General features: G+C 68.0%; 26 protein-coding genes and 1 tRNA gene. 19 read left to right on the top strand and 8 right to left on the bottom strand.

All coding sequences use genetic code 11. The features are described from left to right. Positions 1-11: 11 nt before the first annotated feature. Positions 12-1253, bottom strand: coding sequence for a glucose-1-phosphate adenylyltransferase (gene glgC, locus RIN43_RS08505; protein WP_309128476.1), 1242 nt, complete (start codon positions 1251-1253; stop codon positions 12-14). A 45-nt stretch (positions 1254-1298) separates the two neighbouring features. Here glgC and glgA point away from each other — a divergent pair, with 45 nt between their 5' ends. The 3 genes from glgA (at position 1299) to RIN43_RS08490 (ending at position 3629) form a co-directional block, all read left to right on the top strand. Continuing rightward, positions 1299-2483, top strand: a complete 1185-nt coding sequence (glgA, locus tag RIN43_RS08500) for a glycogen synthase (RefSeq protein WP_309128475.1) — start codon at positions 1299-1301, stop codon at positions 2481-2483. A 17-nt stretch (positions 2484-2500) separates the two neighbouring features. Further along, positions 2501-3283, top strand: coding sequence for an ABC transporter ATP-binding protein (locus RIN43_RS08495; RefSeq protein ID WP_309128474.1), 783 nt, complete (start codon positions 2501-2503; stop codon positions 3281-3283). Positions 3284-3371: 88 nt separating this feature from the next. Continuing rightward, positions 3372-3629: a type B 50S ribosomal protein L31 gene (locus tag RIN43_RS08490; RefSeq protein WP_309128473.1), complete on the top strand. Its 258-nt coding sequence runs from the start codon at positions 3372-3374 to the stop codon at positions 3627-3629. Between the two features lie 125 nt (positions 3630-3754). Here RIN43_RS08490 and RIN43_RS08485 read toward each other — a convergent pair whose 3' ends face one another. Continuing rightward, entirely contained in the window at positions 3755-4465 is a 711-nt protein-coding gene (locus RIN43_RS08485; protein ID WP_309128472.1) for an exonuclease domain-containing protein, read from the bottom strand. 69 nt (positions 4466-4534) lie between these two features. On the opposite strand from RIN43_RS08485, the gene RIN43_RS08480 reads away from it, so the two are divergent. From RIN43_RS08480 to RIN43_RS08450, 7 genes are all read left to right on the top strand, one after another. After that, positions 4535-5158, top strand: a complete 624-nt coding sequence (locus tag RIN43_RS08480; RefSeq protein ID WP_309128471.1) for a LysE family translocator — start codon at positions 4535-4537, stop codon at positions 5156-5158. A gap of 43 nt (positions 5159-5201) precedes the next feature. Continuing rightward, complete coding sequence (msrA, locus tag RIN43_RS08475; RefSeq protein ID WP_309128470.1) at positions 5202-5723, top strand: peptide-methionine (S)-S-oxide reductase MsrA; 522 nt, start codon at positions 5202-5204, stop codon at positions 5721-5723. Positions 5724-5855: 132 nt separating this feature from the next. Next, on the top strand, positions 5856-6431 hold the full coding sequence (locus RIN43_RS08470; protein WP_309128469.1) for a single-stranded DNA-binding protein: 576 nt from the start codon (positions 5856-5858) through the stop codon (positions 6429-6431). Between the two features lie 54 nt (positions 6432-6485). Beyond that, entirely contained in the window at positions 6486-7004 is a 519-nt protein-coding gene (locus tag RIN43_RS08465) for a DUF6993 domain-containing protein (protein ID WP_309128468.1), read from the top strand. Between the two features lie 82 nt (positions 7005-7086). Next, positions 7087-8082: a bile acid:sodium symporter family protein gene (locus RIN43_RS08460; RefSeq protein ID WP_309128467.1), complete on the top strand. Its 996-nt coding sequence runs from the start codon at positions 7087-7089 to the stop codon at positions 8080-8082. A gap of 146 nt (positions 8083-8228) precedes the next feature. After that, entirely contained in the window at positions 8229-9908 is a 1680-nt protein-coding gene (gene ettA, locus RIN43_RS08455) for an energy-dependent translational throttle protein EttA (RefSeq protein WP_309128733.1), read from the top strand. Positions 9909-9996: 88 nt separating this feature from the next. After that, the gene (locus RIN43_RS08450) at positions 9997-10473 is read left to right on the top strand and encodes a thioesterase family protein (RefSeq protein ID WP_309128466.1); all 477 of its coding nucleotides are present in this window, start codon (positions 9997-9999) and stop codon (positions 10471-10473) included. Between the two features lie 59 nt (positions 10474-10532). Here RIN43_RS08450 and RIN43_RS08445 read toward each other — a convergent pair whose 3' ends face one another. Beyond that, the gene (locus RIN43_RS08445) at positions 10533-11429 is read right to left on the bottom strand and encodes an acyl-CoA thioesterase II (RefSeq protein WP_309128465.1); all 897 of its coding nucleotides are present in this window, start codon (positions 11427-11429) and stop codon (positions 10533-10535) included. A gap of 18 nt (positions 11430-11447) precedes the next feature. On the opposite strand from RIN43_RS08445, the gene RIN43_RS08440 reads away from it, so the two are divergent. Then, complete coding sequence (locus RIN43_RS08440) at positions 11448-12131, top strand: hypothetical protein (protein ID WP_309128464.1); 684 nt, start codon at positions 11448-11450, stop codon at positions 12129-12131. 7 nt (positions 12132-12138) lie between these two features. Here the strand turns inward: RIN43_RS08440 and RIN43_RS08435 are convergent, their stop codons facing one another. The 4 genes from RIN43_RS08435 to pepN form a co-directional block, all read right to left on the bottom strand. Beyond that, positions 12139-13803 (bottom strand): FAD-binding dehydrogenase, encoded by a 1665-nt coding sequence (locus RIN43_RS08435; RefSeq protein WP_309128463.1) that lies wholly within the window; start codon positions 13801-13803, stop codon positions 12139-12141. Then, entirely contained in the window at positions 13800-14276 is a 477-nt protein-coding gene (locus RIN43_RS08430) for a globin (RefSeq protein WP_309128462.1), read from the bottom strand. The genes RIN43_RS08435 and RIN43_RS08430 overlap by 4 nt, the downstream gene beginning before the upstream one ends. Then, a complete protein-coding gene (locus RIN43_RS08425) occupies positions 14246-15331 on the bottom strand; it encodes a mechanosensitive ion channel domain-containing protein (protein WP_309128461.1) in 1086 nt (361 codons plus the stop codon). The genes RIN43_RS08430 and RIN43_RS08425 overlap by 31 nt, the downstream gene beginning before the upstream one ends. A gap of 102 nt (positions 15332-15433) precedes the next feature. Beyond that, positions 15434-18004, bottom strand: coding sequence for an aminopeptidase N (gene pepN, locus RIN43_RS08420; protein WP_309128460.1), 2571 nt, complete (start codon positions 18002-18004; stop codon positions 15434-15436). Between the two features lie 144 nt (positions 18005-18148). On the opposite strand from pepN, the gene RIN43_RS08415 reads away from it, so the two are divergent. From RIN43_RS08415 to RIN43_RS08390, 6 genes are all read left to right on the top strand, one after another. Next, the gene (locus RIN43_RS08415; RefSeq protein ID WP_309128459.1) at positions 18149-19333 is read left to right on the top strand and encodes a ferrochelatase; all 1185 of its coding nucleotides are present in this window, start codon (positions 18149-18151) and stop codon (positions 19331-19333) included. 69 nt (positions 19334-19402) lie between these two features. Next, positions 19403-19888, top strand: coding sequence for a ribose-5-phosphate isomerase (locus RIN43_RS08410; protein WP_309128458.1), 486 nt, complete (start codon positions 19403-19405; stop codon positions 19886-19888). A gap of 1 nt (position 19889) precedes the next feature. Further along, on the top strand, positions 19890-20903 hold the full coding sequence (locus RIN43_RS08405; RefSeq protein WP_309128457.1) for a DNA-formamidopyrimidine glycosylase family protein: 1014 nt from the start codon (positions 19890-19892) through the stop codon (positions 20901-20903). Positions 20904-21008: 105 nt separating this feature from the next. Next, a complete protein-coding gene (locus tag RIN43_RS08400) occupies positions 21009-22490 on the top strand; it encodes a sodium:alanine symporter family protein (RefSeq protein ID WP_309128456.1) in 1482 nt (493 codons plus the stop codon). A gap of 62 nt (positions 22491-22552) precedes the next feature. After that, complete coding sequence (locus RIN43_RS08395; protein ID WP_309128455.1) at positions 22553-23194, top strand: FMN-binding negative transcriptional regulator; 642 nt, start codon at positions 22553-22555, stop codon at positions 23192-23194. Beyond that, positions 23191-24672 (top strand): amidohydrolase family protein, encoded by a 1482-nt coding sequence (locus RIN43_RS08390; RefSeq protein WP_309128454.1) that lies wholly within the window; start codon positions 23191-23193, stop codon positions 24670-24672. Before RIN43_RS08395 ends, RIN43_RS08390 begins: the two co-directional genes overlap by 4 nt. A gap of 52 nt (positions 24673-24724) precedes the next feature. Here RIN43_RS08390 and RIN43_RS08385 read toward each other — a convergent pair whose 3' ends face one another. Next, positions 24725-25210, bottom strand: coding sequence for a DNA starvation/stationary phase protection protein (locus RIN43_RS08385; RefSeq protein WP_309128453.1), 486 nt, complete (start codon positions 25208-25210; stop codon positions 24725-24727). 127 nt (positions 25211-25337) lie between these two features. Here RIN43_RS08385 and RIN43_RS08380 point away from each other — a divergent pair, with 127 nt between their 5' ends. Together RIN43_RS08380 and RIN43_RS08375 are read left to right on the top strand one after the other, a co-directional pair. Continuing rightward, positions 25338-25874: a gamma carbonic anhydrase family protein gene (locus RIN43_RS08380; protein ID WP_309128452.1), complete on the top strand. Its 537-nt coding sequence runs from the start codon at positions 25338-25340 to the stop codon at positions 25872-25874. A gap of 33 nt (positions 25875-25907) precedes the next feature. Then, a tRNA-Ile gene (locus tag RIN43_RS08375) sits at positions 25908-25981 on the top strand. Position 25982 lies beyond the last annotated feature (1 nt).

Raw genomic sequence — 25982 nt, 5'->3', positions numbered from 1 at the left:
CGCGCTACGGGTCAGCGGGCGATGTGTATGCCCTTTCCGACCACGGTGATGCCGGAATCCGTCACGGTGAAGCCGCGTTCGAGGTCACGCTCCCGGTCGACGCCGACGGTGGCACCGTCCTCGAGGACGACGTTCTTGTCGAGCACCGCCCTGTGCACCCGAGCGCCGGCACCCACCTGCACCTGGTCGAGCAGCACGGCATCGGTGATCGTCGATCCGCCCGCCGCGAGCGTTCCCGGCCCGACGACGCTGCGCTCGAGGTGCGTGCCCGAGAGGACGGAGCCGGGCGACACGATCGAATCGATCGCGTTGCCGATGCGCCCGACCGCATCGCGGACGAACTTCGCCGGCGGGGCGTTGACGCTCTGCGTGCGGATGGGCCAGTGGGTGTTGTAGAGGTTGAAGATCGGCAGTGTGGAGATCAGGTCCATGTGCGCGTCGAAGTACGAGTCGATCGTTCCGACATCGCGCCAGTAGGAACGATCGCGCGGTGAGGATCCCGGCACGTCGTTCTGCTTCATGTCGTAGTAGCCTGCCTCGCCGCGCTCCACGAAGTAGGGGATGATGTCGCCGCCCATGTCGTGCCCGGAGGTGGCCGACTCGCCGTCGGCCTCCACAGCCGAGACGAGGGCGTCGGTGTCGAACACGTAGTTGCCCATGGAGACGAGCACTTCGTTGGGGGAGTCGGCCAGTCCCGTGGGGTTGCTCGGCTTCTCAAGGAAGTCCCGGATGCGACCGGTCTCGGCGTCGGCATCGATCACCCCGAACTGCGACGCAAGCGCCACCGGCTGACGGATGCCGGCCACGGTCGCCTTGGCTCCGGATTCGATGTGCGCCTCGACCATCTGCCGGAAATCCATCCGGTACACGTGGTCAGCACCGATGACGACGACGATGTCGGGCTTCTCATCATTGATCAGATTGAGGCTCTGCAGGATCGCGTCGGCGGAGCCGGAGAACCAGCGTTTGCCGAGACGCTGCTGCGCCGGCACCGACGTGATGTATGAGTCCAGCAGCGACGACATCCGCCAGGTCTGCGTGATATGCCTGTCGAGACTGTGCGACTTGTACTGGGTGAGCACGACGATCTGCCGCAGGCCGGAGTTGATCAGATTCGAGATCGCGAAGTCGATCAGCCGGTACTGGCCTCCGAATGGCACCGCAGGTTTGGCACGATCCGCAGTGAGAGGCATCAGTCGCTTGCCCTCGCCGCCGGCGAGGATGATCCCGAAAACCTTCTTAGGTGCCGACATGCAACCACCATAGAGGCGAAGAGGGCGATGTACTAGCGTGCAGTCATGCGCGTCGACGTCATCACCAGGGAGTACCCGCCGGAGATCTACGGGGGCGCAGGAGTGCACGTCGCCGAGCTGGTGTCGGCACTGCGGCGCAGCATCGATGTGCAGGTGCGGGCCTTCGGTGAGCCGCGTTCGGAACCCGGCACGCACGCCTATCGCACGCCGGCCGAACTGGTCGGTGCGAATGCCGCCGTGCAGACGCTCGGCACGGATCTGGCCATGGTCGCGGATGTCGCCGGCGCCGATGTCGTGCACAGTCACACCTGGTACGCGAACTTCGCAGGACATCTGGCTTCGCAGCTGCACGGCATCCCGCACGTGCTCACGGCGCACAGCCTCGAGCCGCTGCGTCCCTGGAAGGCGGAGCAGCTCGGCGGGGGCTACGCGATCTCCAGTGGCATCGAGAAGCTCGCCTATGAGAACGCGGCGGCGATCATCGCGGTCAGTGCCGGCATGCGGCAGGACATCCTGCGCAGCTACCCGCAGGTGGATCCCGCGAGGGTGAGGGTGATCCACAACGGCATCGACGTCGAGCGCTGGCGGCCCGTGCAGAATCCGAAGTTCCTGCGGGGGATCGGGATGGATCCGGACCGTCCGTCGGTCGTGTTCGTCGGCCGCATCACCCGTCAGAAGGGGCTGCCCTACCTGCTTCGCGCAGCGCAGCAGCTTCCGTCGGATGTGCAGCTGGTGCTCTGCGCCGGAGCACCGGACACGCCCGAGATCATGGCCGAGGTGCAGGAACTCGTGCGTCTGCTGCAGCAGACCAGACACGGCGTGATCTGGATCGAGAGGATGCTGCCGCGCGACGAGCTGTCCGCGATCCTCGCGGCCGCGACCACGTTCGTGTGTCCGTCCGTGTACGAGCCGCTCGGGATCGTCAACCTCGAGGCTATGGCTTGCGGGGCCGCCGTCGTCGGCACCGCCACCGGCGGAATCCCGGAGGTCGTCGCCGATGGGGTCACCGGCCGGCTCGTCCACATCGACCAGGTGCAGGACGGCACCGGGACGCCCGTCGACCCGGAACGGTTCATCTCCGATCTGGCGGCGACTCTCACCGAGGTGACGGGCGATCCGCGCCGTGCCGCAGAGTACGGAGCCGCGGGCCGGGAGCGCGCCCGCAGCGACTTCAGCTGGGCATCGATCGCCGACACCACGCGCGCCCTCTACGAGGAGCTCGCCATCTGAGCCGATAGGCTGGCGGCATGCCGAGCGCTCTCGAACTCACCGATGTCGTCGTGCGTCGTGACGGACGCAACATCGTCGATCATGTGACCTGGCAGGTCTCCGACGATCAGCGATGGGTCATCCTCGGGCCGAACGGCGCGGGGAAGACGACGCTGCTGCAGCTGGCCGACACCCTGATGCATCCGACGTCCGGCACCGTCGAGGTGCTGGGCGAGACGCTCGGCCGCACCGACGTGTTCGAGATCCGCCCGCGGATCGGCTTCGCGTCGTCGGCCATGGCCCGGCGCATCCCGCGTGACGAGACGGTGTTGAACACGGTCATGACGGCGGCGTTCTCGGTGCTGGGGCGTTGGAACGAGACGTACGAGGGCATCGACCAGCGCCGTGCGCAGCGCGTGCTCGCCGAGTGGAAGCTCGAGCACCTGTCCGAGCGTTTGTTCGGCACTCTCAGCGACGGCGAGCAGAAGCGCGTGCAGATCGCCCGCTCGGTTATGACGGATCCTGAGCTGCTGCTGCTCGATGAGCCGACAGCCAGCCTCGACCTCGGTGCCAGGGAGGAGCTGCTGCAGCTTCTGAGCGGCTACGCGGCGTCGCCCACGACGCCGGCGATGGTGATGGTCACGCACCATGTCGAGGAGATCCCGGTGGGCTTCACCCATGTGCTGCTGCTGCGGGAGGGGGGAGTCGTGGCCTCCGGCGCCATCGCCGACACTCTGACCGCCGAGAACCTCAGCACCGCGTTCGGCATGCCGATCGCGCTCACCTCCGACGGCGGGCGCTTCGCGGCGCGCGCCGCGTGAAGGCTCCGATCTGATAAGATCGATCCTTGGTGCGCCTGCACCCTCCGACTTTTTCCGTAGTACACCCTCCGCGATCCAAGGATTCCGCATGAAGACTGACATTCACCCCGACTACCAGGCCGTCGTGTTCCGTGACCTCGGCTCGGGCGAGACCTTCCTCACCCGCTCCACCGTCACGAGCGACAAGACGATCGAGCTGGACGGCGTGGAGTACCCCGTCGTCGACGTCGAGATCTCCTCGGCTTCGCACCCGTTCTACACGGGCAAGCAGCGCATCATGGACTCGGCCGGTCGCGTCGAGAAGTTCAACCAGCGCTTCAAGGGCTTCGGCGGCTCGTCCAACTGAGCCGTGCTGCACGAAGGCCCCCGTCCTCTTCACGAGACGGGGGCCTTCGTGCTGCTCTGCGCGGATGCGGTCGCCGTCGATCGTCGACGGCGGATCACGGCGCCTGCGCATCCGCCGCGGACTGATCACCACTTCCGTACGGGCCAGGTGCCGTCAAGGGAGTCGTCGGGGTCCAGCCTGCCGATCCTGATGAAGTACTCGGTCAGGCCGGCAGCCTGGTCGCGCGCCCAGCCGATCTGCTGCGTGTGCAGCTCGGCCGCTGAGGTGGGAAGTGCGAACTCCTGAGCCAGCGCCAGCGCGACGCGACCCGCGGCGACGGCATCGGCTGCGGCCTCGTGTGCTTCGTCCAGGGGGACGGCGTAGTGCTCGGCGACCACCGCCAGGGTGCGCTTCCCCCGGCGATAGCGATCGTATGCCTTGTCCAGCACGAACGGGTCGATCACCGGAGACGGCTCGGCCAGGGGAGTGACGCCGTACCGCTGGGCCTCATGCGCGAGCAGGGAGAAGTCATAGGACGCGTTGTAGGCCACGATCGGCAGGCCCTGTGAGAAGAGCGTGCGAAGCGCGTGGGTCACCTCTGCGACCACCTCGCCGGCGGGGCGACCGTGTGCCCGGGCGTGCTCGGTGGTGATCCCGTGCACCGCTGCTGCGCCGTCCGGGATCGCCACACCCGGATTCGCCAGCCAGTCCCGTGCGGCGAGCTCGCGCCCGCGCCCGTCGAGCACGCCGATGTGCGCCGTGACGATGCGATCCTTCGTGACATCGACGCCTGTCGTCTCGAGATCGAAGACGCCGATGCGTGTCAGCCAGGAGGGAACCTGCGGAACCGTGGTCATGAGCTCACGGTAGGGTCCGTGTCCGACATCGCGTCAGGAACACGTCTCAGACGCCCATAGGATCTTGTGGTGACGTGGACGGTATGGCTATCGCTCCTCGCCGCGTGCGTCGTGATCAGCTTCACGCCGGGCGCCGGTGCGATCAACACCATGAGCAACGCTCTCAACCAGGGCTGGCGTCGTTCCATCTGGGGCGTGTTCGGGCAGCAGGCCGCCCTGATCGTTCACGTCGTGATCGTGGCTGCCGGCGTGGGTCTGCTGGTGTCGCGATCGCCGATCGTGTTCGAGACGATCCGCTACCTCGGCGCCGCCTATCTCGTGTACCTCGGCATCCGGCTGCTGCTCGCACGGCCTCAGCCCATCGATGCGGCGGATGTGTCGCCCCGGCGTGAGACCGCCTGGTCGATCTTCCGTCGCGGCTTCTGGGTCAACCTCCTCAACCCGAAGGCGATCGTCTTCTTTCTGGCCTTCGTGCCGCAGTTCGTCCGCCTCGATCGCGATCCGCTGCCGCAATACCTCATCCTCATCGCGACGGTCATCGCCGTGGACGTGCTGGTGATGTGGTTCTTCTTCGCCGCCGCAGCGAAGCCATTCCGCCGGCTGACGCGCAGCGAGCGGGGTCAGCGCGTGCTCAACTCGGTGTTCGGTGTGCTGTTCATCGCCGTCGCAGCACTTCTGCTGTTCGTCCATTAGCGGTGTGGGCGACGCACGCTGCGGAGGGCGTAGCGTTGTGGACATGGAAACCTTCGTGCTCGCCGGCGGCTGCTTCTGGTGCCTGGATGCCGCGTATCGTCCGCTCCGCGGCGTCAAGTCCGTCGTCTCCGGATACACCGGGGGCTCCGCAGCCAACCCCAGCTACGAACAGGTGTGCACGGGCACGACGGGGCACGCCGAGGCTGTGGCCGTGACCTTCGACCCCGATGAGATCCCGGCCGAGGTGATTCTCGATGCGTTCTTCACCATGCACGATCCGCGCCAGCTGAACCGGCAGGGCAACGATGTCGGCACCCAGTACCGCAGTGCGATGTTCCCTGCAGATGACAGGCAGCGTGAGATCTTCGAGGCCGCTCGCGACCGCGCCGCGATCATCTGGGACGGCGAGCCGGTCACCACGATGGAGCCCCTGGGCGAGTTCTACGACGCGGAGGACTACCACCAGGACTTCTTCGCCAAGAACCCCACCCAGGGATACTGCATGGCCGTGGCGGTGCCGAAGGTCAACAAGGTCCGAGCGCGTTTCGCCGAGTACCTCGCCTGACCGGTCCCTCCTCCACATCTCCGTGATCGACGGAGTTCTCCACCGGTTGCGGAGACCGCGCGCCGGGCGCTGCGAGGGCTTGTGCACGCTGTACTCAGCCGGGCATCGTCCCGGGATACAGAGGAGTACGACATGAACGACACGGTGACGATTCGAGGCAACGTCGGCGGCGATCCTGTGAAGAGCACGACGCCAGGCGGTGTCTCCGTCGTGCACTTCCGTGTGGCGTCGAGTTCGGGTTACTGGGATCGGCGAACCGGCAGCTGGGTCGAGGGCGGCACGAACTGGTATGCGGTCTCGGCTTTCCGGCAGCTCGCTGATCACGCGAAGGCCTCGTTGCGCAGTGGCGACGCGGTGATCGTGACCGGCACGCTGAAGCTGCGCGAATGGGAGAGCAACGGCAAACGGGGCTTCAGCGCCGACCTCGACGCTGATTCGATCGGTCACGACCTGCGGTGGGGGACGAGCGCCTTCGTGCGTGTTCCGCGGCCCTCGGCGCAGTCCGCCCAGCCCGCGGCCGATGGCCGCCCATCGGCCGCTGACCCTGCCGATCCGACGCGCGACGAGATGGCGCCCGAGGGCGAGAGCGAGGCGCAGTTCGGGCAGGAGCCGTCGCCCGACGAACGACGGACGTGGGATGTCGCAGGGCTGGAGCCCGTCGAGCCGGACGGCGATCGCGAGGAGGACACCACGTACGCCTCGGCGTGAACCGTTCGCGCGGCGGAGGCCGGATGCTCGGGCGGCACCTTCTAGACTGCTGACGTGACCCGAGTAAGAGCTGCCTTCGCCGCGCGCTCCCGGGGTGCATCCTCGCACGCACCTGTGTCGGCGGGGCTGGTGCTGACGGCGCTGGCGGTCGCTCTCGTGGGCTGTACGCCAGACGGCGCCGGGGTCCCGCCGTCGCCTGAAGCCAGCACGCCGCCCCCGACGATCGCCCCCTCGCCGCCTACCTTCGCGCCGGACGGGAGCGCGGAGGACAACCTGCCGCTGTTCGCCGCAGTGACGGCGGAGGTCTGGACGTCTGCGGACCGCGATTCCGGTCGTGCATACGTCGACGCGCTTACAGAGGCCGGGTTCGACAAGGAGCGCATGCAGGTCACGGCAGACCGCTCGACGGTGGGCAACCCCGCTGAGAGCATCCAGTTCTCGGTGGCGTGGCGCGAGGATCAGTGCCTGATCGGCCAGGTCGGGCCCTCGACGGGTGAGCCGGTGACCGCCGTACTGCCACAGCTCGCCGAAGGCCGGTGCCTGGTCGGGAAGACCAGGCCCATCGACTGGTGATCGACCGGCAGCCGGCCGTCCGGCGGCGGGTGACGGCGTCACGATGCGCAGCGACGGGAACGGAAGTCGCTAGTCTGTCCGGGTGAAGACCGCAGAGCCGACGCCGCACACCGAGACCACAGCCGCACGCATCGGACGGATCGCGGGAGCCTGGTTCCCGCTCATCGTGCTTGCAGCCGGCACCGTGGCCGTCTTCCTGCCCGGACCGTTCCTGGTGCTGGGGCCCTGGATCAACCCGCTGCTGATGATCATCATGCTCGGCATGGGAATGACCCTGCGCGGATCGGACTTCGCCGTCGTCGCCAAGCGACCTGTGGCCCTGCTGATCGGCGTGCTGGCGCAGTATGTCGTCATGCCTGCGACCGGCTGGCTGCTCGTGACGCTCCTGCAGCTCGACCCGGCGATCGCCGTGGGCGTGATCCTGGTCGCCGCAGCGCCGGGCGGCACCGCATCCAATGTCATGACGTATCTGGCGAAGGGAGACGTCGCCCTCTCGGTCGCGATGACGACCGTCTCCACCCTGCTGGCACCCATCCTCACGCCGCTGCTGGTTCTCTTCCTCGCGGGCTCCTACCTCCCTGTGGACGCGCCGGGGCTGTTCCTGTCGATCGTCCAGATCGTGCTCATCCCGATCGCCGTCGGCCTGCTGCTGCGTCGTTTCCTTCCTCGAGTCGTCGAGGTGCTCGTCGAGTGGATGCCCCTCGTCTCGGTCTTCGGCATCACCCTCGTGGTGCTCGCCGTCGTCGCCGGCAGCGCCGCCACCATCCTCAGCTCCGGACTGCTGATCTTCGCGATCGTCATCGCGCTCAACGGGGTCGGCCTTCTGCTCGGCTACGGCGCCGCGCGCGCCGTCGGCCTGGATGAGTCGTCTCGCCGTGCCGTGAGCATCGAGGTGGGCATGCAGAACTCCGGTCTCGCCGCGGGTCTCGCCCGCACGCACTTCACTCCCGAAGCCGCACTGCCCGCCGCGATCTTCTCGGTCTGGCACAACGTCTCCGGCTCGCTCCTGGCAGCGTTCTGGTCGCGACGTGCGCCGGCCGCGCGCAGGGGCGCGGCGAAGGTCGACGAGACCGCCTGACCGGGATCCGCGGGGCGTTCGAGGACCATTCGGGCCGTTCCCCCGCCCAGCTCGGGCCAGAGCGAGGAATGAAGACGGGTAGGCTGGTGAGTCGGTTCCTCCGGGTTCCGATCCCCGCCGCCCGCCGACAGAAGGAGCGCTGCTTCGTGGCCGAGTACATCTATTCCATGGTGCGAGCCCGCAAGGCCGTGGGTGACAAGCTCATCCTCGACGACGTGACGATGGCGTTCCTGCCGGGCGCGAAGATCGGCATGGTGGGTCCGAACGGCGCCGGAAAGTCCACGATCCTCAAGATCATGGCTGGTCTCGACACGCCGTCCAACGGCGAGGCCAAGCTGACCCCCGGCTTCTCGGTCGGCATCCTCATGCAGGAGCCTGTGCTGGACGAGTCGAAGACCGTGCTCGAGAACATCCAGGACGGAGTGGCGATCAAGGCGAAGGTCGACCGCTTCAACGAGATCTCCGCGCTCATGGCCGACCCGGACGCCGACTTCGACTCGCTGCTGGCCGAGATGGGTGTGCTGCAGGAGGAGATCGACGCCGCAGACGGGTGGGATCTCGACTCCCAGCTCGAGCAGGCCATGGACGCGCTGCGCACGCCGCCTGCGGACGCCGCGATCGGTCCGCTGTCGGGTGGAGAGAAGCGCCGTGTCGCGCTGGCGAAGCTGCTGCTGCAGAAGCCGGACCTGCTGCTGCTCGACGAGCCGACCAACCACCTCGACGCCGAGAGCGTGCTCTGGCTCGAGCAACACCTGAAGGACTACAAGGGCGCGGTCATCGCCATCACGCACGACCGATACTTCCTCGACAACGTCGCGGAGTGGATCGCGGAGGTCGACCGCGGCCGGCTGATCGGCTACGAGGGCAACTATTCCACCTATCTGGAGAAGAAGGCGGAGCGTCTCGACATCCAGGGCAAGAAGGATGCCAAGCTCGCCAAGCGACTCAAGGACGAGCTCGAGTGGGTTCGCTCCAGCGCCAAGGGCCGGCAGACCAAATCGAAGGCCCGTCTGGCTCGCTACGAGGAGATGGCCGCGGAGGCGGAGCGCACGCGCAAGCTCGACTTCGAGGAGATCCAGATCCCCGCGGGTCCTCGCCTCGGCAACGTGGTGATCGAGGCGAAGAACCTGAAGAAGGGCTTCGGTGATCGCATGCTCATCGACGGCCTGAGCTTCAGCCTGCCGCCGAACGGCATCGTCGGCGTGATCGGACCGAACGGCGTCGGCAAGACGACGCTGTTCAAGACCATCGTCGGCCTCGAGCCGCTCGACGGCGGCGACCTCAAGATCGGCGAGACGGTCAAGATCAGCTACGTCGACCAGTCCCGCGCCAGCATCGATGCCGACAAGACCCTCTGGGAGGTCGTGTCGGACGGGCTGGACTACATCACGGTCGGCAAGATCGAGATCCCGTCACGCGCCTACGTGTCGAAGTTCGGCTTCAAGGGCCCTGACCAGCAGAAGAAGGCCGGCGTGCTCTCGGGCGGTGAGCGCAACCGCCTCAACCTGGCGCTCACCCTGAAGGAGGGTGGCAACCTCCTGCTTCTCGACGAGCCGACCAACGACCTCGACGTCGAGACGCTCAGCTCGCTCGAGAACGCGCTCCTCGAGTTCCCCGGCTGCGCCGTGGTCATCACCCACGACCGGTGGTTCCTCGACCGCATCGCCACGCACATCCTGGCGTACGAGGGCACCGACGAGAACCCGGCGCAGTGGCACTGGTTCGAGGGCAACTTCGAGGCGTACGAGAAGAACAAGATCGAGCGCATGGGCCCGGAGGCGGCGCGTCCGCACCGCACCACGCACCGCAAGCTGACTCGCGACTGATCCCCACGTCCCACGCCGAACATCGCTTCGCGCGGCCGGGAGCCCGCGGGGCGCCCGAGTCGACCGAACCCCGACGAGAGCTGTGATCGTGACCTCTGAGCGTCTGCACATCCCGATCCATCTGCGCTGGGGAGATCTCGACGCGTTCAACCACGTCAACAACACCTCGATGCTCAAGCTGCTGGAGGAGGCGCGCGTGCGCGCCTTCTGGAAGCCGGCGGCGGGTGAAGAGGCGCCGAGCACCGCTGTCCTCGACTCCGGAATCGCGCACGGACTGCTCACCCTGATCGCCAGGCAGGAGATCGAGTATCTCGCACCGGTGCCCTACCAGCGGCATCCGCTCGATGTGCAGCTGTGGTTCGGCAAGATCGGTGGATCGAGCATCGAGGTCTGCTATGAGGTGTGCAACCACCCCGGCAGCGCCGAGCCGATGCTGTACGCGCGTGCCACCACCGTCATCGTGCTGGTGGATGCCGAGAGCGGGCGGCCCGTGCGCCTCACTCCGCAGATGCGGGAGGCCTGGGAGCCTCTCGTCGGCGAACCGCTGACGTACCACCGGCGCTGACGAGCCCGCAGTCCTGCAGATCCTCCCGCACTTCGGTCGCTGCGATCGCGTCGGGCGACTCAGGCTGACGCGGCGTCGTCCGGCACTCGCACCATGACCTCCTGCGCGACGCTGGCGATCAGCGCCCCGTCGCGACGGTAGATGCGCCCCTGGCCCAGGCCGCGACCGCCGCGTGCGTTGGGCGACTCCTGCACGTAGAGCATCCATTCGTCGACCCTGCCGAAGCGGTGCCACCACATGGCGTGGTCAAGGCTCGCCACCTTGAGCCCGGGGGTGCTCCAGGTGACACCGTGGGCACGCAGGATGGATTCCTGGATCGTCATGTCGCTCAGGTAGGCGAGCGCTGCTCGGTGCAGACGCGGGTCGTCCGGCATCGGGGCGCGCATCCGCATCCACACCGCCTGCTGCGGCACCCTCTCACCGTCGACGTCGAGGAAGAGGGGGCCGCTGACATGCCGCACGTCGGCGGGTCGCTCCGCGAGCATCCGGCCGGTGAGCGGATGCACAGAGCCGATCAGTTCGTCGTCCGAAGGGACGTCCTCCGGGGCGGGGATGCCGTCCGGCATCGGCTGCGCGTGCTCGACGCCGGGATCCTCGTCCTGGAACGAGGCGATCATCGAGAAGATCGGCACGCCGCCCTGGTACGCCTGCGAACGCCGGGTGGAGAAGGACCGTCCGTCGTGGATGCGGTCGACGGCGAACGTGATGCCCTTGGCGGCGTCGCCGGGTCGAAGGAAGTAGCCGTGCATCGAGTGCACGACGCGGTTCTCGGGCAGCGTGCGCTCGGCCGCGATGAGCGACTGGGCCAGCACCTGCCCGCCGTACACCCGACCGGTCGGCATCGGATGCGACAGACCGGTGAAGATGTCCTCTGTGGTGCGCGCCTCGGAGACCGCGAGATCGAGCACATCGAGAAGGTTGTCGACAGATCGGCGGGCGTTCTCCTCGGCGGTCATCCGACTAGTTTAGGAGGAGTGACCAGACCTCTCGTGCTCGCCGATCCCCAGACCGCGCGCGACGTGCTGACCTTCTCCGGGCGCGCGGCGAAGGCCGGTGCCGACGGTGTGCGCCTGCAGGCGTCCGACGGCATCCTCGCCCTCTCCGCGGCGGCGCTCGCCCCTCAGGGACTTTTCGACCAGACGCCCACCGTCCTGGCGATGCGGATCGTGCGCGCCGACCCGGAGCTGCGCTGCGATCTCGTGGTCGAAGGCCTGGGCGAGACCGACGATCCCGCGCAGCTGAGCCTCCCCGAGACAGCCCTGTCGCCCGCGTGGGCGGGGATCGCCCCGCCGCGGGCAGGCTGGCAGCAGACCGGTTCGCTGCAGACGCATATCGTCGCGGAGCGCGCACAGTGGGGGATCTCGGCGGTGGCCCACGGCACTCCCGCCGGCGCGGGGGAGGAGGCGGTGCGCGCACTGCGTGCGCGGATCTGGGGCGAGCCCGATGAAGCGCTGCTCGGACTGCCTCGCGGCGTGGCGTTCGCCGCGCACGCGTTCGGCTTCATCTCCGGCGCCGAGAACGTGCGTGTCACGGCATCCGGCCGGTGGACCCGCCTCGCTTTCGCGAGAGGACACGTGCTTTCCAGAGGTCCGGCGGTGACGGGGCTGACCGCTGTGCGTCAGACCGGTACCGTGGCCGAGCCCGGGGGCGGCGTCTAGCCGCGGCTCAGCGCGCTGCCGCTCGGCCCGCCCGGCGCCCCGAGAACAGGCATCCGCCGAGGAACGTGCCTTCCAACGCCCGGTAGCCGTGCATGCCTCCGCCGCCGAAGCCCGCTGCCTCGCCCGCGGCGAACAGCCCTGGAACCACCGTGCCGGATGCGTCGAGCACCCTGCCGTCGAGGTCGGTCTGCATGCCGCCGAGCGACTTGCGGGTCAGCACGTGCAGCTTCACGGCGATCATCGGCCCGGCCCCGCGATCCTGCAGTCGATGCGGAGGAGCCGTCCTGATCAGGCGGTCGCCGCGGTAGGCGCGCATCGAGCGGAGCATGGCGATCTGCGCGTCCTTCGTGAACTCGTTGCCCATCTCGTAGTCACGCGCGATCACCTCCCGCCGTGCACGGTCCACGTCAAGCACCTCGCCACCCGGCATCCGCGCCATCTGGGTCAGCAGCGACTCCAGGTCGTTCTCGACCACGAAGTCAGCGCCCTCGTCGAGGAACGACTGCACGGGCCCCGTCGGACCCTTCGCCAGGCGCGACTTCAACAGCAGCGCGACGTCCTTCCCCGTCAGATCCGGGTTCTGTTCGCTGCCGGACAGCGCGAACTCCTTCTCGACGATCTTGAGCGAAGTGATGAACCAGGAATGGTCGTGGCCGGTCCGGCGCAGGTGGGCGAGCGTGCCCAGAGTGTCGAATCCGGGGAACAGCGGCACGGGGAGGCGCGTCCCGGTGGCGTCCAGCCACAGCGACGAAGGTCCGGGAAGGATGCGGATGCCATGGCCGGGCCAGACCGGATCCCAGTTGGTGATGCCTTCGACGTAGTGCCACATCCGGTCGCCGTTGATGAGGTTGGCCCCGATGGAGCGCGCGACGGACTGCATCGATCCGTCGACGTACGCGGGCACACCCGTCAGCATGTGCCGAGGCGGGGTGCCGAGGGACGACGGCCACGCGGCCCGCACGAGGTCATGGTCCCCGCCGATTCCGCCGGAGGCGACCACCGTGGCGGCGGCACGGACCTCGAAGTCGCCGATCTCATCCCGCGGGGACACCGCGCCCCGCTCCGCACCGCTGTCGACCAGGACGTTCCCCCTGGCACCCACGACGGAGCCGCCCTCGACGATCAGCTCGGTGACGCGATGGCGGGGGAGCACAGTGACGGTGCCGGCGCTCTCCGCCTTCTCCACTGCATCCGCGAACGGCGCGACGATGCCTGGCCCTGTACCCCAGGTGATGTGGAAGCGGGGCACGGAGTTGCCGGGGCCGATCGCGCTGCCTCCGCCGCGTTCGGCCCAGCCGACCACGGGGAAGAATCCCACGCCGCGCTCGCGTAGCCAGGCGCGCTTCTCGCCGGCGGCGAACTGCAGGTACTCGTCCGCCCATCGTTCGGCCCATTCGTCCTCAGGGCGATCGAACCCCGCGTTCCCGAACCAGTCCTGCTTCGCGAGCTCGAGAGAATCGCGGATGCCCATCCGCCGCTGCTCAGGGGAGTCGACCAGGAACAGCCCGCCGAACGACCACCACGCTTGACCGCCGAGATCCGCACGCGGCTGCTGGTCGATGATCACCACGCTTCGCCGCGCGGCAGCAGCCTCTGCCGCCGCGACCAACCCCGACAGCCCCCATCCGATGACGAGGACATCAGCGGAACGGGTGCGGGGCGTTCTGGTCATGCGGTCTCCGTCGGCTCCTGGCTGGCGCGGGTCTCGAGTGTCGAGCGGCCGCCGGGGGCCGGCCCGATGCCCGAGGGCTCGAATGTGTTCACCATGGCATACGCCGCGCGTTCCAGGTAGTCCCAGAGCGTCGCTTCGTGCAGAGGCGACAGGTCCGCCTCGTCCACCGCCGTGCGCATGTGCCGAAGCCACCGATCCCTGGCATCCGGGTCGATGTGGAACGGCATGTGGCGCATGCGCAGCCTCGGATGGCCGCGGCGTTCGCCGTACGTCGACGGGCCGCCCCAGTACTGGGCGAGGAACCAGGTGAGGCGTTCCGCGGCAGGACCCAGATCCTCCTCGGGGTACATGGGCTTCAGCACCGGGTCCAGGGCGACTTCGCGGTAGAAGACCGACACGATCCGCTCGAACGTCGGGTAGCCGCCGACCTCCTCGTAGAAGCTCACTTCTCCTCGCCTCCCTTGCCGGGCCATCCGTCGCCGTTCTTCTTGCGCCGCCAGATGCCGCGCTCGACGACCTTCGGCACGCCGGTGACGGGGTTGGGGCGCGTCTTCGGCGGATTGGCGCCGCGCACGCGGCGCGCGCCGTCCGGGCCGGTGAGCGTCACCGACGACAGGCTGGGGATCAGCACGTCCTTCTCGAGCAGCGCCTTCCGCAGTCGGCGTCGCAGCTCCTGCGACACATCGTCCATGGCGTTCGCCCGGGTCTTCATCACCACGCGCACGACCAACGCGTCACCGTCGATCGACTCCGGGCCCCACACCTCAGGGCGCTCGATGATGCGGGTGCGCCACTTCGGATCCTTGGCCAGGTCCTGCGCCGTGGCGAGCATGGTGGACTCGACCAGCTCGAGATCGGCATCCGCCGGCACGCCGAGGTCGACGATCGCGCGCGCCCACCCCTGCGACATGTTCCCGATGCGGGTGACCTCGCCGTTGCGGACGTACCAGAGGGTGCCGTTGACATCTCTCACCTGCGTGACGCGGACGCTGACGTACTCGACGACGCCGGAGGCGAGCCCGAGATCCACCACGTCGCCGATGCCGATCTGATCCTCAGCGACGAGGAAGATGCCATTCAGCACGTCCTTGACGATGTTCTGGGCGCCGAAACCCAGACCGGCGCCGACGGCGGCGGTCAGCAGGGTGAGCGAGCCGAGCAGACTCGGGGCCAGGAAATTGACGACGAGGACGACGGCGATCACCACGAGCATCACGTTCACGATGTTCTGCAGGATCGACCCGAGCGTGCGCGTGCGCTGCACGAGCCGCATGTCGGCCAGCGGCGACCGCTCCAGAGCCTGCGTGTCGTCCACACGCGCCTTGGACTTGGCGCTGTTCACGATGCGCTGCACGACGCGGCGGATCACGAGACGCAGGACGAACGCGATGAGCGCACAGCCCGCGACGATGAGCACCACACCCAGGGCATTGCCGCCTGTGGCGAGGAGTCCGTCGAGAACGTCTCCCCACCATCCGGAGTCGGTCGGTTCGGGAGCAGGCGTCTCCGCAGTGAAGGTGATGTTCATCACCTCGATGTTAGCGAGCGGGCCTCTGCGCACACTGGATGCTCAGAGGCCCGCTCGGAGTCCGATGCGGCGCGGAGCGACGGTCGGAGGGGGCCGTGGGGATCAGTCCTCGGCGTCGCGCGCCTGTGCCGCCAACGCGCGCTCCACGTCGGCGAGGTTCTCGTGCACCAGGCGTCGCAGCGCGGGCGCGGCGTCCTGGTTCGCCGCGAGCCAGGATCTGGTCGCGTCGCGCAGCTCGACATTCGCCAGCGGGCGAGGGTACAGGCCCACGATCAGATAGTCGGCGATCTGATACGTGCGGCCCTCCCAGATCGGGATCAGCATGTCGAAGTACTTCGGGATGAACTCTCCGAGCACATCGGCGCCCGACGGGTGCACGAAGCCGGCAGCGGCGGCGCGGACGATCGTGTTCGGCTGGTCGTCGCGCTCGATCAGCGCCGACCACGCGGCCTGCTTCGCCTCGGCGTTCGGGAGCGCCGCGCGCGCCTGCGCGGCGAACTCCGCGCCCTTGGCGGTGTTGTCCGCCGAGAGGGCCGCATCGATCGCGGCGGCGTCGGTGGCACCGGCGGCAGCCAGGCCGATCAGCAGCTGCCAGGAGAGGTCGGTGTCGATCTCGAGGCCGGGCAGCGTTTCCTCGCCCGCGCGCAGACGGCCGACGATCCCGGCGTGCTCCGGCGTGACGAGCGCGTTCGCGAACGCCATGACGAGCTGCAGTTGGCTGTCGCTGCCGGCCTCGGCGTGCTGGGCGAGCGCCCACAGTCCGTCGGCGATCCTCTCGCGGGCAGCGGCACGTGAGCCCGGCGCGACATAGTGGTTCGCGGCGAGCTGCAGCTGAGCCAGGGTGGTGCGCACCGTGGTCGACTCCGTCTCGCGGCCGATGTTGCCCAGTACGAGGTCGATATAGGCGGATGCCGCCGTCTCGGCGTCGCGGGTCTGATCCCACGCCGCGCCCCACACCAGGGAGCGTGCGAGCGGGTCGCTGATGTCCGCGAGGTGGGCGATCGCCGTCTCCAGCGACCTCTCGTCGAGCCGGATCTTCGCGTACGCGAGGTCATTGTCGTTGAGCAGCACCATGTCGGGGCGCTTCAGCCCCTGAAGCTCCGGGACCTCGGTGCGGTCGCCGTCGACGTCCACCTCGACGTAGTGCGTGCGCACCAGCGCGTCACCCTTGCCGTCATCGGATGCCGACAGGTTGTAGAAACCGATGCCCAGTCGGTGCGGCCGGATGGTCGGGTAATCGGCGGGGGCGGTCTGGGTGACCGCGAACCGGGTGATCGCACCGGAGGCGTCCTCGGCGATCACGGGCGAGAGCGTGTTCACGCCGGCCGTCTCCAGCCACTTCTTCGCCCAGCTGCTCAGCTCACGACCGCTCGTCGCCTCGAGCTCGGTGAGCAGGTCGCTGAGCTCGGTGTTGCCCCAGGAGTGCTTCTGGAAATACTGGCCGACGCCGGCGAAGAACGCGTCGATACCCACCCAGGCGGCCAGCTGCTTGAGCACCGAGCCGCCCTTGGCGTACGTGATGCCGTCGAAGTTGACCTGCACGTCCTGCAGGTCGTTGATCTCGGCGACGATCGGATGCGTCGAGGGCAGCTGGTCCTGCCGGTAGGCCCACGTCTTCTCCATCGCGTTGAACGTGGTCCAGGCCTCAGTCCACTCGGTCGCCTCGGCGGTGGCGATGGTCGATGCCCACTCCGCGAACGACTCGTTCAGCCACAGGTCGTTCCACCACTTCATGGTGACGAGGTCGCCGAACCACATGTGCGCGAGCTCGTGCAGGATCGTGACGACCCGGCGCTCCTTGACGGCATCCGTCACCTTGCTGCGGAACACGTACGTCTCGGTGAAGGTGACCGCGCCCGCGTTCTCCATTGCGCCCGCGTTGAACTCGGGGACGAACAGCTGGTCGTACTTCGCGAACGGGTAGGGCACGCCGAACTTCGACTCGAAGTAGGCGAAGCCCTCACGCGTCTTGTCGAAGATGTAGTCGGCGTCGAGGTGCTGCCAGAGGCTCTTGCGGCCGTACACGCCGAGCGGGATGACCTGGCCGGACGCGCTGGTCAGCTCAGAGAAGGTGGACTCGTAGGGACCCGCGATCAGGGCCGTGATGTACGAGGAGATGCGCGGGGTCGGCTCGAATCCCCAAGTGGCCGTCCCGCCGTCGTCGTGGACGATCGGCTCGGGCGTGGGAGAGTTCGACACGACCTTCCACGCGGCCGGCGCCGTCACCGTGAACTGGAAGGTCGCCTTCAAGTCGGGCTGCTCGAACACCGCGAAGACGCGACGGGAGTCAGGGACCTCGAACTGGGAGTACAGGTAGACCTCGCCGTCGACAGGGTCGACGAAGCGGTGCAGGCCCTCACCCGTGTTGGTGTAGAGGCAGTCGGCGTCAACGATGAGCACGTTCTCGGCCTGCAGATCGCTCAGCGCGATGCGTGAGTCGGCGAACGCCTCCGTCGGGTCGATCTGCTCGCCGTTGAGCGTGATCTCGCGCACATCGCGGGCGATCAGGTCGATGAAGGTGAAGCTGCCGGGCGTGGCGCTGAAGCGCACCACACTGCGAGAGCCGAAGACCTCGGCTCCCTTGGTGAGATCGAGCGAGACCTGATAGGACTGCGTGTCGATGACGGCGCGGCGCTCCTGCGCTTCGGTACGGGTGAGGTTTTCTCCAGGCACAGCTGATTCTCCCAGTGGTGAGGGGATGTCGTCCCGCGTCGACGCTGCTGGCGCCGACGACAACCCTGACAGCCTACGCCAGCGCCGCGATCTCGCGAATCGTCTCGCCGCTGGCTCATAGCCACGGGTGGAAGGATCGAGGTCGTGAGTTCCTCTGTACCGGATGTCGTTCCCCACGCTTCTCCCGCAGCCGCAGCAGGTGCCCCGTACACCGAGCGGCCCGTCGCATACGACGCGATACTGCTCGCCGGTTTCGGCGGGCCAGAGGGGCAGGACGACGTGATCCCGTTCCTGCGCAACGTCACCAGGGGTCGGGGCATCCCGGACGAGCGCCTCGAAGAAGTCGCCCACCACTACCGGCACTTCGGCGGAGTAAGCCCGATCAACGGGCAGAACCGCGCGCTGAAGGATGCACTCGAGGCGGAACTCGCGGCGCGCTCGATCGAGCTGCCGGTGTACTGGGGCAACCGCAACTGGACGCCTTACCTCGAGGACGCGGTCGCCGAAGCGGCCGGCAACGGCGACACGACCCTGCTCGCTTTCGCCACCAGCGCCTACAGCTCCTTCTCCAGCTGCCGTCAGTACCGGGAGGACTTCGCCCGTGTGCTGGACGGCACAGAGTACGACGGCGTGGTGACCATCGACAAGATCCGCCCCTTCTACGATCACCCCGGGTTCGTGCAGGCCTTCGTCGAGGGCGTGCACGACGGGGTGGCCCGCTTCATCGAAGACGGGATCGCCCCCGAGAAGGTGCAGGTGCTGTTCTCGACGCACAGCATCCCCACCGCGGATGCCGAGCGCTCCGGACCGCGGGACGTGGACTGGGGGAGGGGCGGCGCGTACGCCGCCCAACACGAGGCTGTGGCGGCGTGGGTCATGGACCGGGTCGCGCAGCTGCTGCCTTCGGCGGCGTCGGTGCCGTGGGAGCTCGTCTACCAGTCGCGCTCGGGGCCGCCGACGCAGCCGTGGCTGGAGCCGGACGTGTGCGACGTCATCGGTGAGCTTCCCCGGCGCGGCCGCAAGGCTGTCGTCGTCGTCCCCCTGGGATTCATGAGCGATCACATGGAGGTGCTCTGGGATCTCGACACCGAGGCGAAGGATGCGGCCGAGAGCGCGGGACTCGAGTTCACGCGCACACCGACGCCTGGCGTGTCGGCCTCGTTCGTCGCCGGCATCGTGGACCTCATCCAGGAGCGGCTGGAGGGGCGCCCGCCGTCCGATCGCGCTCATGTGACGTCGCTCGGGCCTGCGTTCGACGTCTGCAGGCCGGGATGCTGCGAGAACGTTCGCGCGGGCTTCAAGCCCGCGGCTGCCGGCATCGCTCCCTGAGCCCACGCCCGCCGATCGGATCGGATCACCGCCCGACGTGCGCCACGCCGCCGAAATAGAATCGTCCGCATGCGCATCCACATCGCCACCGATCACGCCGGCCTCGACTTCTCGACGCGACTTCAGGAGCATCTGCGCACGGCCGGGCACGAGGTGATCGATCACGGGCCTGTGGAGTACGACCCGCTCGACGACTATCCCGCGTTCTGCATCCGCGCCGCGCAGGCGGTCGTCGCAGATCAGCGCACCGGCGTCGAGGCGCTGGGCGTCGTGTTCGGCGGCTCAGGCAACGGGGAGCAGATCGCGGCGAACAAGGTCGAAGGGATCCGCGCGGCGCTGGTGTGGAACCTGTCGACCGCAGAGCTGGCACGCGAGCACAACGATGCGAACGTGATCTCGATCGGTGCGCGTCAACACAGCTTCGAAGAGGTGACTTCTTTCATCGACACGTTCATCGCAACGCCGTTCCCCGGCGACGAACGTCACGTACGGAGAATCGGCCAGATCGCCGACTTCGAACGCGACGGCTCCCTGCTGCCCGACCCGCGGTCCTGACATGCCCGAAGGTCACTCCGTCCATCGCATCGCTCGGCAGTTCGCCCGCAACTTCGTCGGCAGGCAGGTGGGTGCCTCCAGCCCGCAGGGGCGTTTCGCCGAGGGAGCTGCGGTAATCGACGCCCGCGAGATGATGCAGGCGAAGGCGGTCGGCAAGCAGATGTTCCTCGAGTTCGACGGTGACATCTGGCTGAGGGTGCATCTGGGTCTGTACGGCGCTTGGGACTTCGCGGGTGAGATCCTCGTCGACCCGACCATCGCATCGGCCAATGGGCGAATGGGACAGACGAACCAGCGCGGCGCGGTGCTCGACGACACGGATCCCGCGACGCCGATCTTCGACGCCGCGGGGGAGAACTCGCTGAACTCCATCGGCGCCCCTCGCCGGACGAGAGTGCATGTGCGCATGTCGGAGCAGACTAGGGGGCTGGAAGACGAAGGCGATGAATGGCCGCCGCCGATCGTCGGTCAGGTGCGGCTCCGCCTGCTGACTTCCGTGACGTGCGCCGACCTGCGCGGCCCGACCGCGTGCGCTCTGCAGACCCCGGATGAGATGCTCGCCACGGTGGCGAAGCTCGGCCCCGACCCGCTCGTGGGCGATCCCGCTGAGGGCGAGGAGCGGTTCGTCTCCGCCGTGCGCCGGAAGGCCGTTCCGATCGCTCTTCTGCTCATGGACCAGGCGGTCGTGAGCGGCATCGGCAACGTGTATCGCGCCGAGATGCTGTACCGGGCCCGGCTCGAGCCGCACACCCCCGGCCGAGACGTCCCCGAAGACGTCGTCCGCGAACTGTGGCGGGACTGGGTGCGCCTGCTGGCGATCGGCGTCGAGACCGGTCAGATGATGACCATGGACGACCTCTCGCCGGAGGCGTACCGCGCCGCCATGGCTCACAGGGACGACCGGCACTGGGTCTATCACCGCGCCGGCCTGCCGTGCCGTGTGTGCGGAACCGAGATCGCACTCGAGGAGATCGGGGCGCGCAAGCTCTACTGGTGCCCCTTCTGCCAGCGGTGAGAGCTGTACGCCGGCCTCGGCACGCCGCAGGTCGAAGTGAACCTGTGCGCCTGCTGAGAATATGATGACGGAATCCCTTTGCAACGACGCACGACAGGAGAAGCCATGGACCTGACCGGTCTGGAGACCTTTCTAGCGGGGCTCAGCTCGTGGATCTGGGGACCCTGGATCCTCATTCCGCTGCTGCTCGGCACCGGCCTGTACCTCACGATCCGCCTCGGCGGCCTGCAGTTCCTCCGCCTTGGTGCAGCACTGCGCCTCGGTCTCTTCACGCGCAAGGACCCGGGCACGGATGGCGACATCTCGCAGTTCCAGGCGCTCACCACCGCGCTGGCCGCAACGGTCGGAACCGGCAACATCGTCGGCGTGGCGACGGCCATCGGGATCGGCGGTCCCGGTGCGCTGTTCTGGATGTGGGTCACGGGCCTGCTCGGCATGGCTTCGAAGTACTCCGAGGCCTTCCTCGGCGTGCGCTTCCGCAAGACCGACGAGGCGGGTGAGAAGTCGGGCGGCCCGCAGTACTACCTCGAACGCGGCATCCCGAACCGCTTCGGCAAGTTCCTCGCGCTGTTCTTCGCGATCGCCGCGGTGATCGCCTGCTTCGGCATCGGCAACATGACGCAGGGCAACTCGATCGCCACCAACATGGAGAACAGCTTCAACGTTCCCACCTGGGTGTCCGGCCTCGTGCTGACGATCTTCGCCCTGCTGGTGCTGGTCGGCGGCATCAAGTCGATCGGCAGGGTCACCGCCGGGCTCGTCCCGATCATGATCATCTTCTACGTCATCGGCGCGCTGTACATCCTGATCGCGAACATCGGCGGCGTGCCCGCCGCGTTCGCGCAGATCTTCACCGACGCCTTCACGGGCACGAGCGCCGTCGGCGGCTTCGCCGGCTCGGCGATCATCATCGCCGTGCAGTTCGGCGTCGCTCGCGGCATCTTCTCCAACGAGTCGGGAATGGGCTCGGCGGCCATCGCCGCCGCTGCGGCGAAGACGAGCCACCCGGTGCGTCAGGGGCTGGTGTCGATGACGCAGACCTTCATCGACACCATCATCGTCGTCACCTGCACGGGCCTCGTGATCATCACAACGGGTGTGTGGAACATGACCGATCCCGAGACCGGCGAGCAGATCAGTCCCGCCCTGATGACCGGCGAGGCGTTCTCGCACGGTCTTCCCGGCGACTGGGGCCACTACATCGTCACCATCGGCCTGGTGATGTTCGCCGGCTCGACGATCCTCGGCTGGTCGTACTACGGCGAGCGCAACATCGAGCGCCTGCTCGGCCGCCGCGCCGTGATGCCGTTCCGGGTGCTCTTCTCGCTCGTCGTGTTCGTGGGTTGCACGGTGCAGCTCGGCGTCGTCTGGGCGTTCTCCGACGTGATGAACGGCCTGATGGCGATCCCCAACCTGATCGGTCTGCTGATCCTCTCCGGGCTCATCGCACGGGAGACGAAGAAGTACCTCGACAACGATCCGAAGCTGCGAGCGACGAAGGACGAGGTCGACGCCTTCATGGCCGGCGACAAGGACTTCGAAGAGTGGAAGACACAGGCGATCCCAGTGGTCGGCGACAGGAAGTGACGTTCGCGGCGGCGGGCGGCGGGCGCAGGTCCGTCCCCGCCGCCGCACCGTAATCTGGTCTCATGCGTCAGAATCCCAGCTTCGCCATGACCGATGTCGCAGAGCTGCGCAGGGTGATCGCACAGAACCCGTGGGCGACGGCCATCGCGATCGGTGACGACGGCCTGGTCGCCTCGCACTATCCGGTGCTTCTGGATCCGGACCGCGAGGACCTCACGGTCGTCGGGCATGTCGGCAAACCCGACGATCAGGTGCTCCATCTGGGTGAGCGTGAGCTCCTACTCGTCTTCCAAGGTCCGCACGGCTACATCTCGCCCGGCTGGTACGGCGACGTGCGTGCGGTGCCGACGTGGAACTACACTGCCGTTCACCTGGCGGGCATCCCCGAGATCGTCGATCCGCAGGAGAACCTGAAGATCCTCGACGACCTGGTCGCACGGTTCGAAGGCAGGCTGGAGCAACCGCGCCTGATGTGGGAGCCCCCGAACACCGAGGAGTTCGTGCATGCTCTCGAGGCCGGCACCGTCGGCTTCCGGCTCACACCCACGCGCGTCTCGGCGAAGCGCAAGCTGAGCCAGAACAAGCCCGACAGCATCGTCGAGACGGTGATCGCCGAGCTGGATGGCGACGGCGTGTACGCGAACCCCGCACTCGCCTCCGAGATGCGCCGGGCGCACGAGGCACGTCTGGCGCATCGGGCATGAGCGGCGATCTCCTGGTGCGGTCCGCGCGGATCGCCGGGCCGGGCAGAGAGCTCCTGCCCACCGATGAGCCCGTCGACATCCTGATCCGGTCCGGCGTGATCGCCGACATCGCACCCGCCGGGATCCTGAAGGTGACTGCCGACGTGCTCGACGCCCAAGGCACCTGGGTGGTTCCCGGCCTCTGGGATCACCATGTGCACACCGTGCAGTGGGCGCTGGATGCGCAGCGCCTGCCGCTCGGGGAAGCATCCAGCGCAGCGGAGGCCGCTCGCCTGATCTCCGGGGCGTCCCCGCTGCCCGACGACAGGGTGGTGGGAACCGGCTTCAGAGACGGGCTCTGGCCCGACCGGCCCACGCGCGCGCTGCTCGATGCGGCATCCGGAGAGCGGCCCACGTACCTGATCAACGCCGATGTGCACAGCGTCTGGCTCAATTCCGCGGCGCTGCGGCGAGAGGGCTTCGACGGCTTCGACGACGACGGGCTGCTGCGTGAAGAGGACGCGTTCGAGATCTCGCGTCGCCTCAACGCCGCCGACGACGCCGTGGTGGATGCCGCGGTGGATGCCGCCGGCGCGCGCGCCGCGGCGCGCGGGATCACCGGACTGGTCGACTTCGACATGGCGTGGAACGCGGACGCGTGGCGCCGCCGCGTCGCCCGCGGCTTCGACTCTCACCGCGTCGAGTTCGCGTTCTATCGCGCGGATCTGCAGCGCGCGATCCGGGAAGGCCTGCGCAGCGGCGACGAACTCGGCGAGACGAACGGGCTGGTCAGGGTCGGCGCCCTGAAGCTGATCACCGACGGGTCGCTGGGGACTCGAACGGCCGCCTGCTCGCACGCTTACGCAGACGACCCGCAGAACTTCGGCGTCCTCACCATCGAACCGGACGAGCTGCGCGATCTGCTCATGATCGCAGCCGGATCCGGCCTCGATGTCGCGGTGCATGCGATCGGCGATCGTGCCGTGTCGCACGCGCTGGACGCCTTCACGTATACACAGGCCAGGGGAACGATCGAGCACGCTCAACTGGTGCGGCATGCCGACCTCATGCGCTTCGCCCGTTTGGGCGTCGTCGCCAGCGTCCAGCCTGAGCACGCCGTGGACGACCGTGACATGGCAGCGGACCTGTGGCGGGATCAGCAGGCGATCGGGCATCCGCTCGCCACGCTGCTGGCAGCCGGGATCCCGGTGCGTTTCGGTTCCGACGCACCGGTCGCACCTCTCGACCCGTGGCTGACCATCTCTGCCGCCGTGCACCGCACGCACGATGATCGCGACGCCTGGCACCCCGAGGAGCGGGTGTCGCCCGAGACCGCGCTGCGTGCGAGCAGCCGGCACGGCGACGCGACGATCGCGCTCGGCACGACAGCGGATCTTGCGCTGTGCGGTATGGACCCGCTGACCGCCGACCGCGAGGAACTGCGATCGATGCCCGTCGTGGCCACGATTCTGGGTGGCAGAGTCACACATCGCGGATGAACGCGGACGGGCGCCGGAGCAGATGCTCCGACGCCCGTCCTGCGGTGTTCGCTCAGGCGGCGATGTGCGAGACCAGGAACCAGCGGTCCTTCTCAAGACCGCGCATGATCTCGATCGCGACGTCCTGGCTGGTCAGGTCGACCTCGTCGAGACCGTCGATCGCGGCCTTCACGTCCACCAGGATGGCGTCGATGTCGCTGATCACCGCGCGCACCAGGTCGTCTGACTGCGTGAAGCCGGCGGGGACGGCGGTCTTCCCGGCCTTCTCCGCGACGGTGCCGATGCGTGCGTCGATCGGCAGGCCGAGGGCGACGATACGCTCCGCAGCGGTGTCGGCGAAGTCCCCGGCGTGCGCCACGATCGTGTCGAGCAGCTCGTGCACGCCGATGAAGTTGGCGCCGCGCACGTGCCAGTGCGCCTGCTTGCCGTTGACCGTGAGCGCCTCGAGGCCCAGAACGACGGGGGAGAGGAACTGCGCGGCGGCCGCGGCCACGGTCGGGTCGACGGCGGTGGTGGGGACGGTCTGTGCCTTGCTCATGGGGTCCTCCTGAGGATCTGCGGGCTCGTGTGACACCAACGCTACTCAGTGAGGAGTATTCCGCAAGCAAGCGAAGGCAACGCTTACTGCCGCGTGATTCCGCGGTTCTGAGGGTAGTCTCGCCTACATGAGCATCGCCGAGACAGCATCCGTCCTCGCCTTGGCGGACAGGCGTCCGCAGATCGCTCCCGACGCCTTCGTCGCAGATGGCGCGCGCATCGTCGGCGCCGTCGCGCTCGGTGCCGGGGCGAGCGTCTGGTACAACGCGGTGCTGCGCGCCGACTCCGCACCGATCACGATCGGCGAGGGCAGCAACGTCCAGGACAACGTCTCCGTGCATGTCGACAGCGGCCACGCCGTCGAGATCGGCAGAGACGTCTCAATCGGCCACAATGCGGTCGTGCACGGGTGCACGATCGGCGACGGAACGCTGATCGGCATGGGCGCCGTGGTTCTCAGCGGCGCCGTGATCGGCAGCGGATGCCTCGTGGCAGGGGGAGCTGTGGTCCTCGGCGGCACGGACGTGCCGGACGGGTCCCTGGTCGCCGGGGTGCCGGCCAAAGTGCGCAGACAGCTCACCGATGACGAACGTCAAAGCCTCATCGGCAACGCGGCCATCTACCTGGAGCACTCTGCGACACACGGCGCCGCCACACCGGTCTGAGGACTGCGTCGGCTTCGGTAGGCTAGTGCGCACGGGGCGGTGGCCAAGCTGGTCAAGGCAGTGGGCTCATAACCCAACGATCGCGGGTTCGAGTCCCGCCCGCCCCAC

The organism is Microbacterium sp. (assembly GCF_031178445.1).
GTDB lineage: Bacteria > Actinomycetota > Actinomycetes > Actinomycetales > Microbacteriaceae > Microbacterium.
The sequence above is the reverse complement of the archived record's forward strand: the minus strand, read 5'-3'. Positions and strand labels throughout refer to the sequence as shown.

Excerpts from the sequence above, each read along its gene's own strand:
- glgC (WP_309128476.1), bottom strand. The coding sequence starts at position 1,253 with ATGTCGGCACCTAAGAAGGTTTTCGGGATCATCCTCGCCGGCGGCGAG.
- glgA (WP_309128475.1), top strand. The coding sequence starts at position 1,299 with ATGCGCGTCGACGTCATCACCAGGGAGTACCCGCCGGAGATCTACGGG.
- RIN43_RS08495 (WP_309128474.1), top strand. The coding sequence starts at position 2,501 with ATGCCGAGCGCTCTCGAACTCACCGATGTCGTCGTGCGTCGTGACGGA.
- RIN43_RS08490 (WP_309128473.1), top strand. The coding sequence starts at position 3,372 with ATGAAGACTGACATTCACCCCGACTACCAGGCCGTCGTGTTCCGTGAC.
- RIN43_RS08485 (WP_309128472.1), bottom strand. The coding sequence starts at position 4,465 with ATGACCACGGTTCCGCAGGTTCCCTCCTGGCTGACACGCATCGGCGTC.
- msrA (WP_309128470.1), top strand. The coding sequence starts at position 5,202 with ATGGAAACCTTCGTGCTCGCCGGCGGCTGCTTCTGGTGCCTGGATGCC.
- RIN43_RS08470 (WP_309128469.1), top strand. The coding sequence starts at position 5,856 with ATGAACGACACGGTGACGATTCGAGGCAACGTCGGCGGCGATCCTGTG.
- RIN43_RS08445 (WP_309128465.1), bottom strand. The coding sequence starts at position 11,429 with ATGACCGCCGAGGAGAACGCCCGCCGATCTGTCGACAACCTTCTCGAT.
- RIN43_RS08435 (WP_309128463.1), bottom strand. The coding sequence starts at position 13,803 with ATGACCAGAACGCCCCGCACCCGTTCCGCTGATGTCCTCGTCATCGGA.
- RIN43_RS08430 (WP_309128462.1), bottom strand. The coding sequence starts at position 14,276 with ATGGCCCGGCAAGGGAGGCGAGGAGAAGTGAGCTTCTACGAGGAGGTC.
- RIN43_RS08425 (WP_309128461.1), bottom strand. The coding sequence starts at position 15,331 with ATGAACATCACCTTCACTGCGGAGACGCCTGCTCCCGAACCGACCGAC.
- RIN43_RS08410 (WP_309128458.1), top strand. The coding sequence starts at position 19,403 with ATGCGCATCCACATCGCCACCGATCACGCCGGCCTCGACTTCTCGACG.
- RIN43_RS08405 (WP_309128457.1), top strand. The coding sequence starts at position 19,890 with ATGCCCGAAGGTCACTCCGTCCATCGCATCGCTCGGCAGTTCGCCCGC.
- RIN43_RS08400 (WP_309128456.1), top strand. The coding sequence starts at position 21,009 with ATGGACCTGACCGGTCTGGAGACCTTTCTAGCGGGGCTCAGCTCGTGG.
- RIN43_RS08395 (WP_309128455.1), top strand. The coding sequence starts at position 22,553 with ATGCGTCAGAATCCCAGCTTCGCCATGACCGATGTCGCAGAGCTGCGC.
- RIN43_RS08390 (WP_309128454.1), top strand. The coding sequence starts at position 23,191 with ATGAGCGGCGATCTCCTGGTGCGGTCCGCGCGGATCGCCGGGCCGGGC.
- RIN43_RS08385 (WP_309128453.1), bottom strand. The coding sequence starts at position 25,210 with ATGAGCAAGGCACAGACCGTCCCCACCACCGCCGTCGACCCGACCGTG.
- RIN43_RS08380 (WP_309128452.1), top strand. The coding sequence starts at position 25,338 with ATGAGCATCGCCGAGACAGCATCCGTCCTCGCCTTGGCGGACAGGCGT.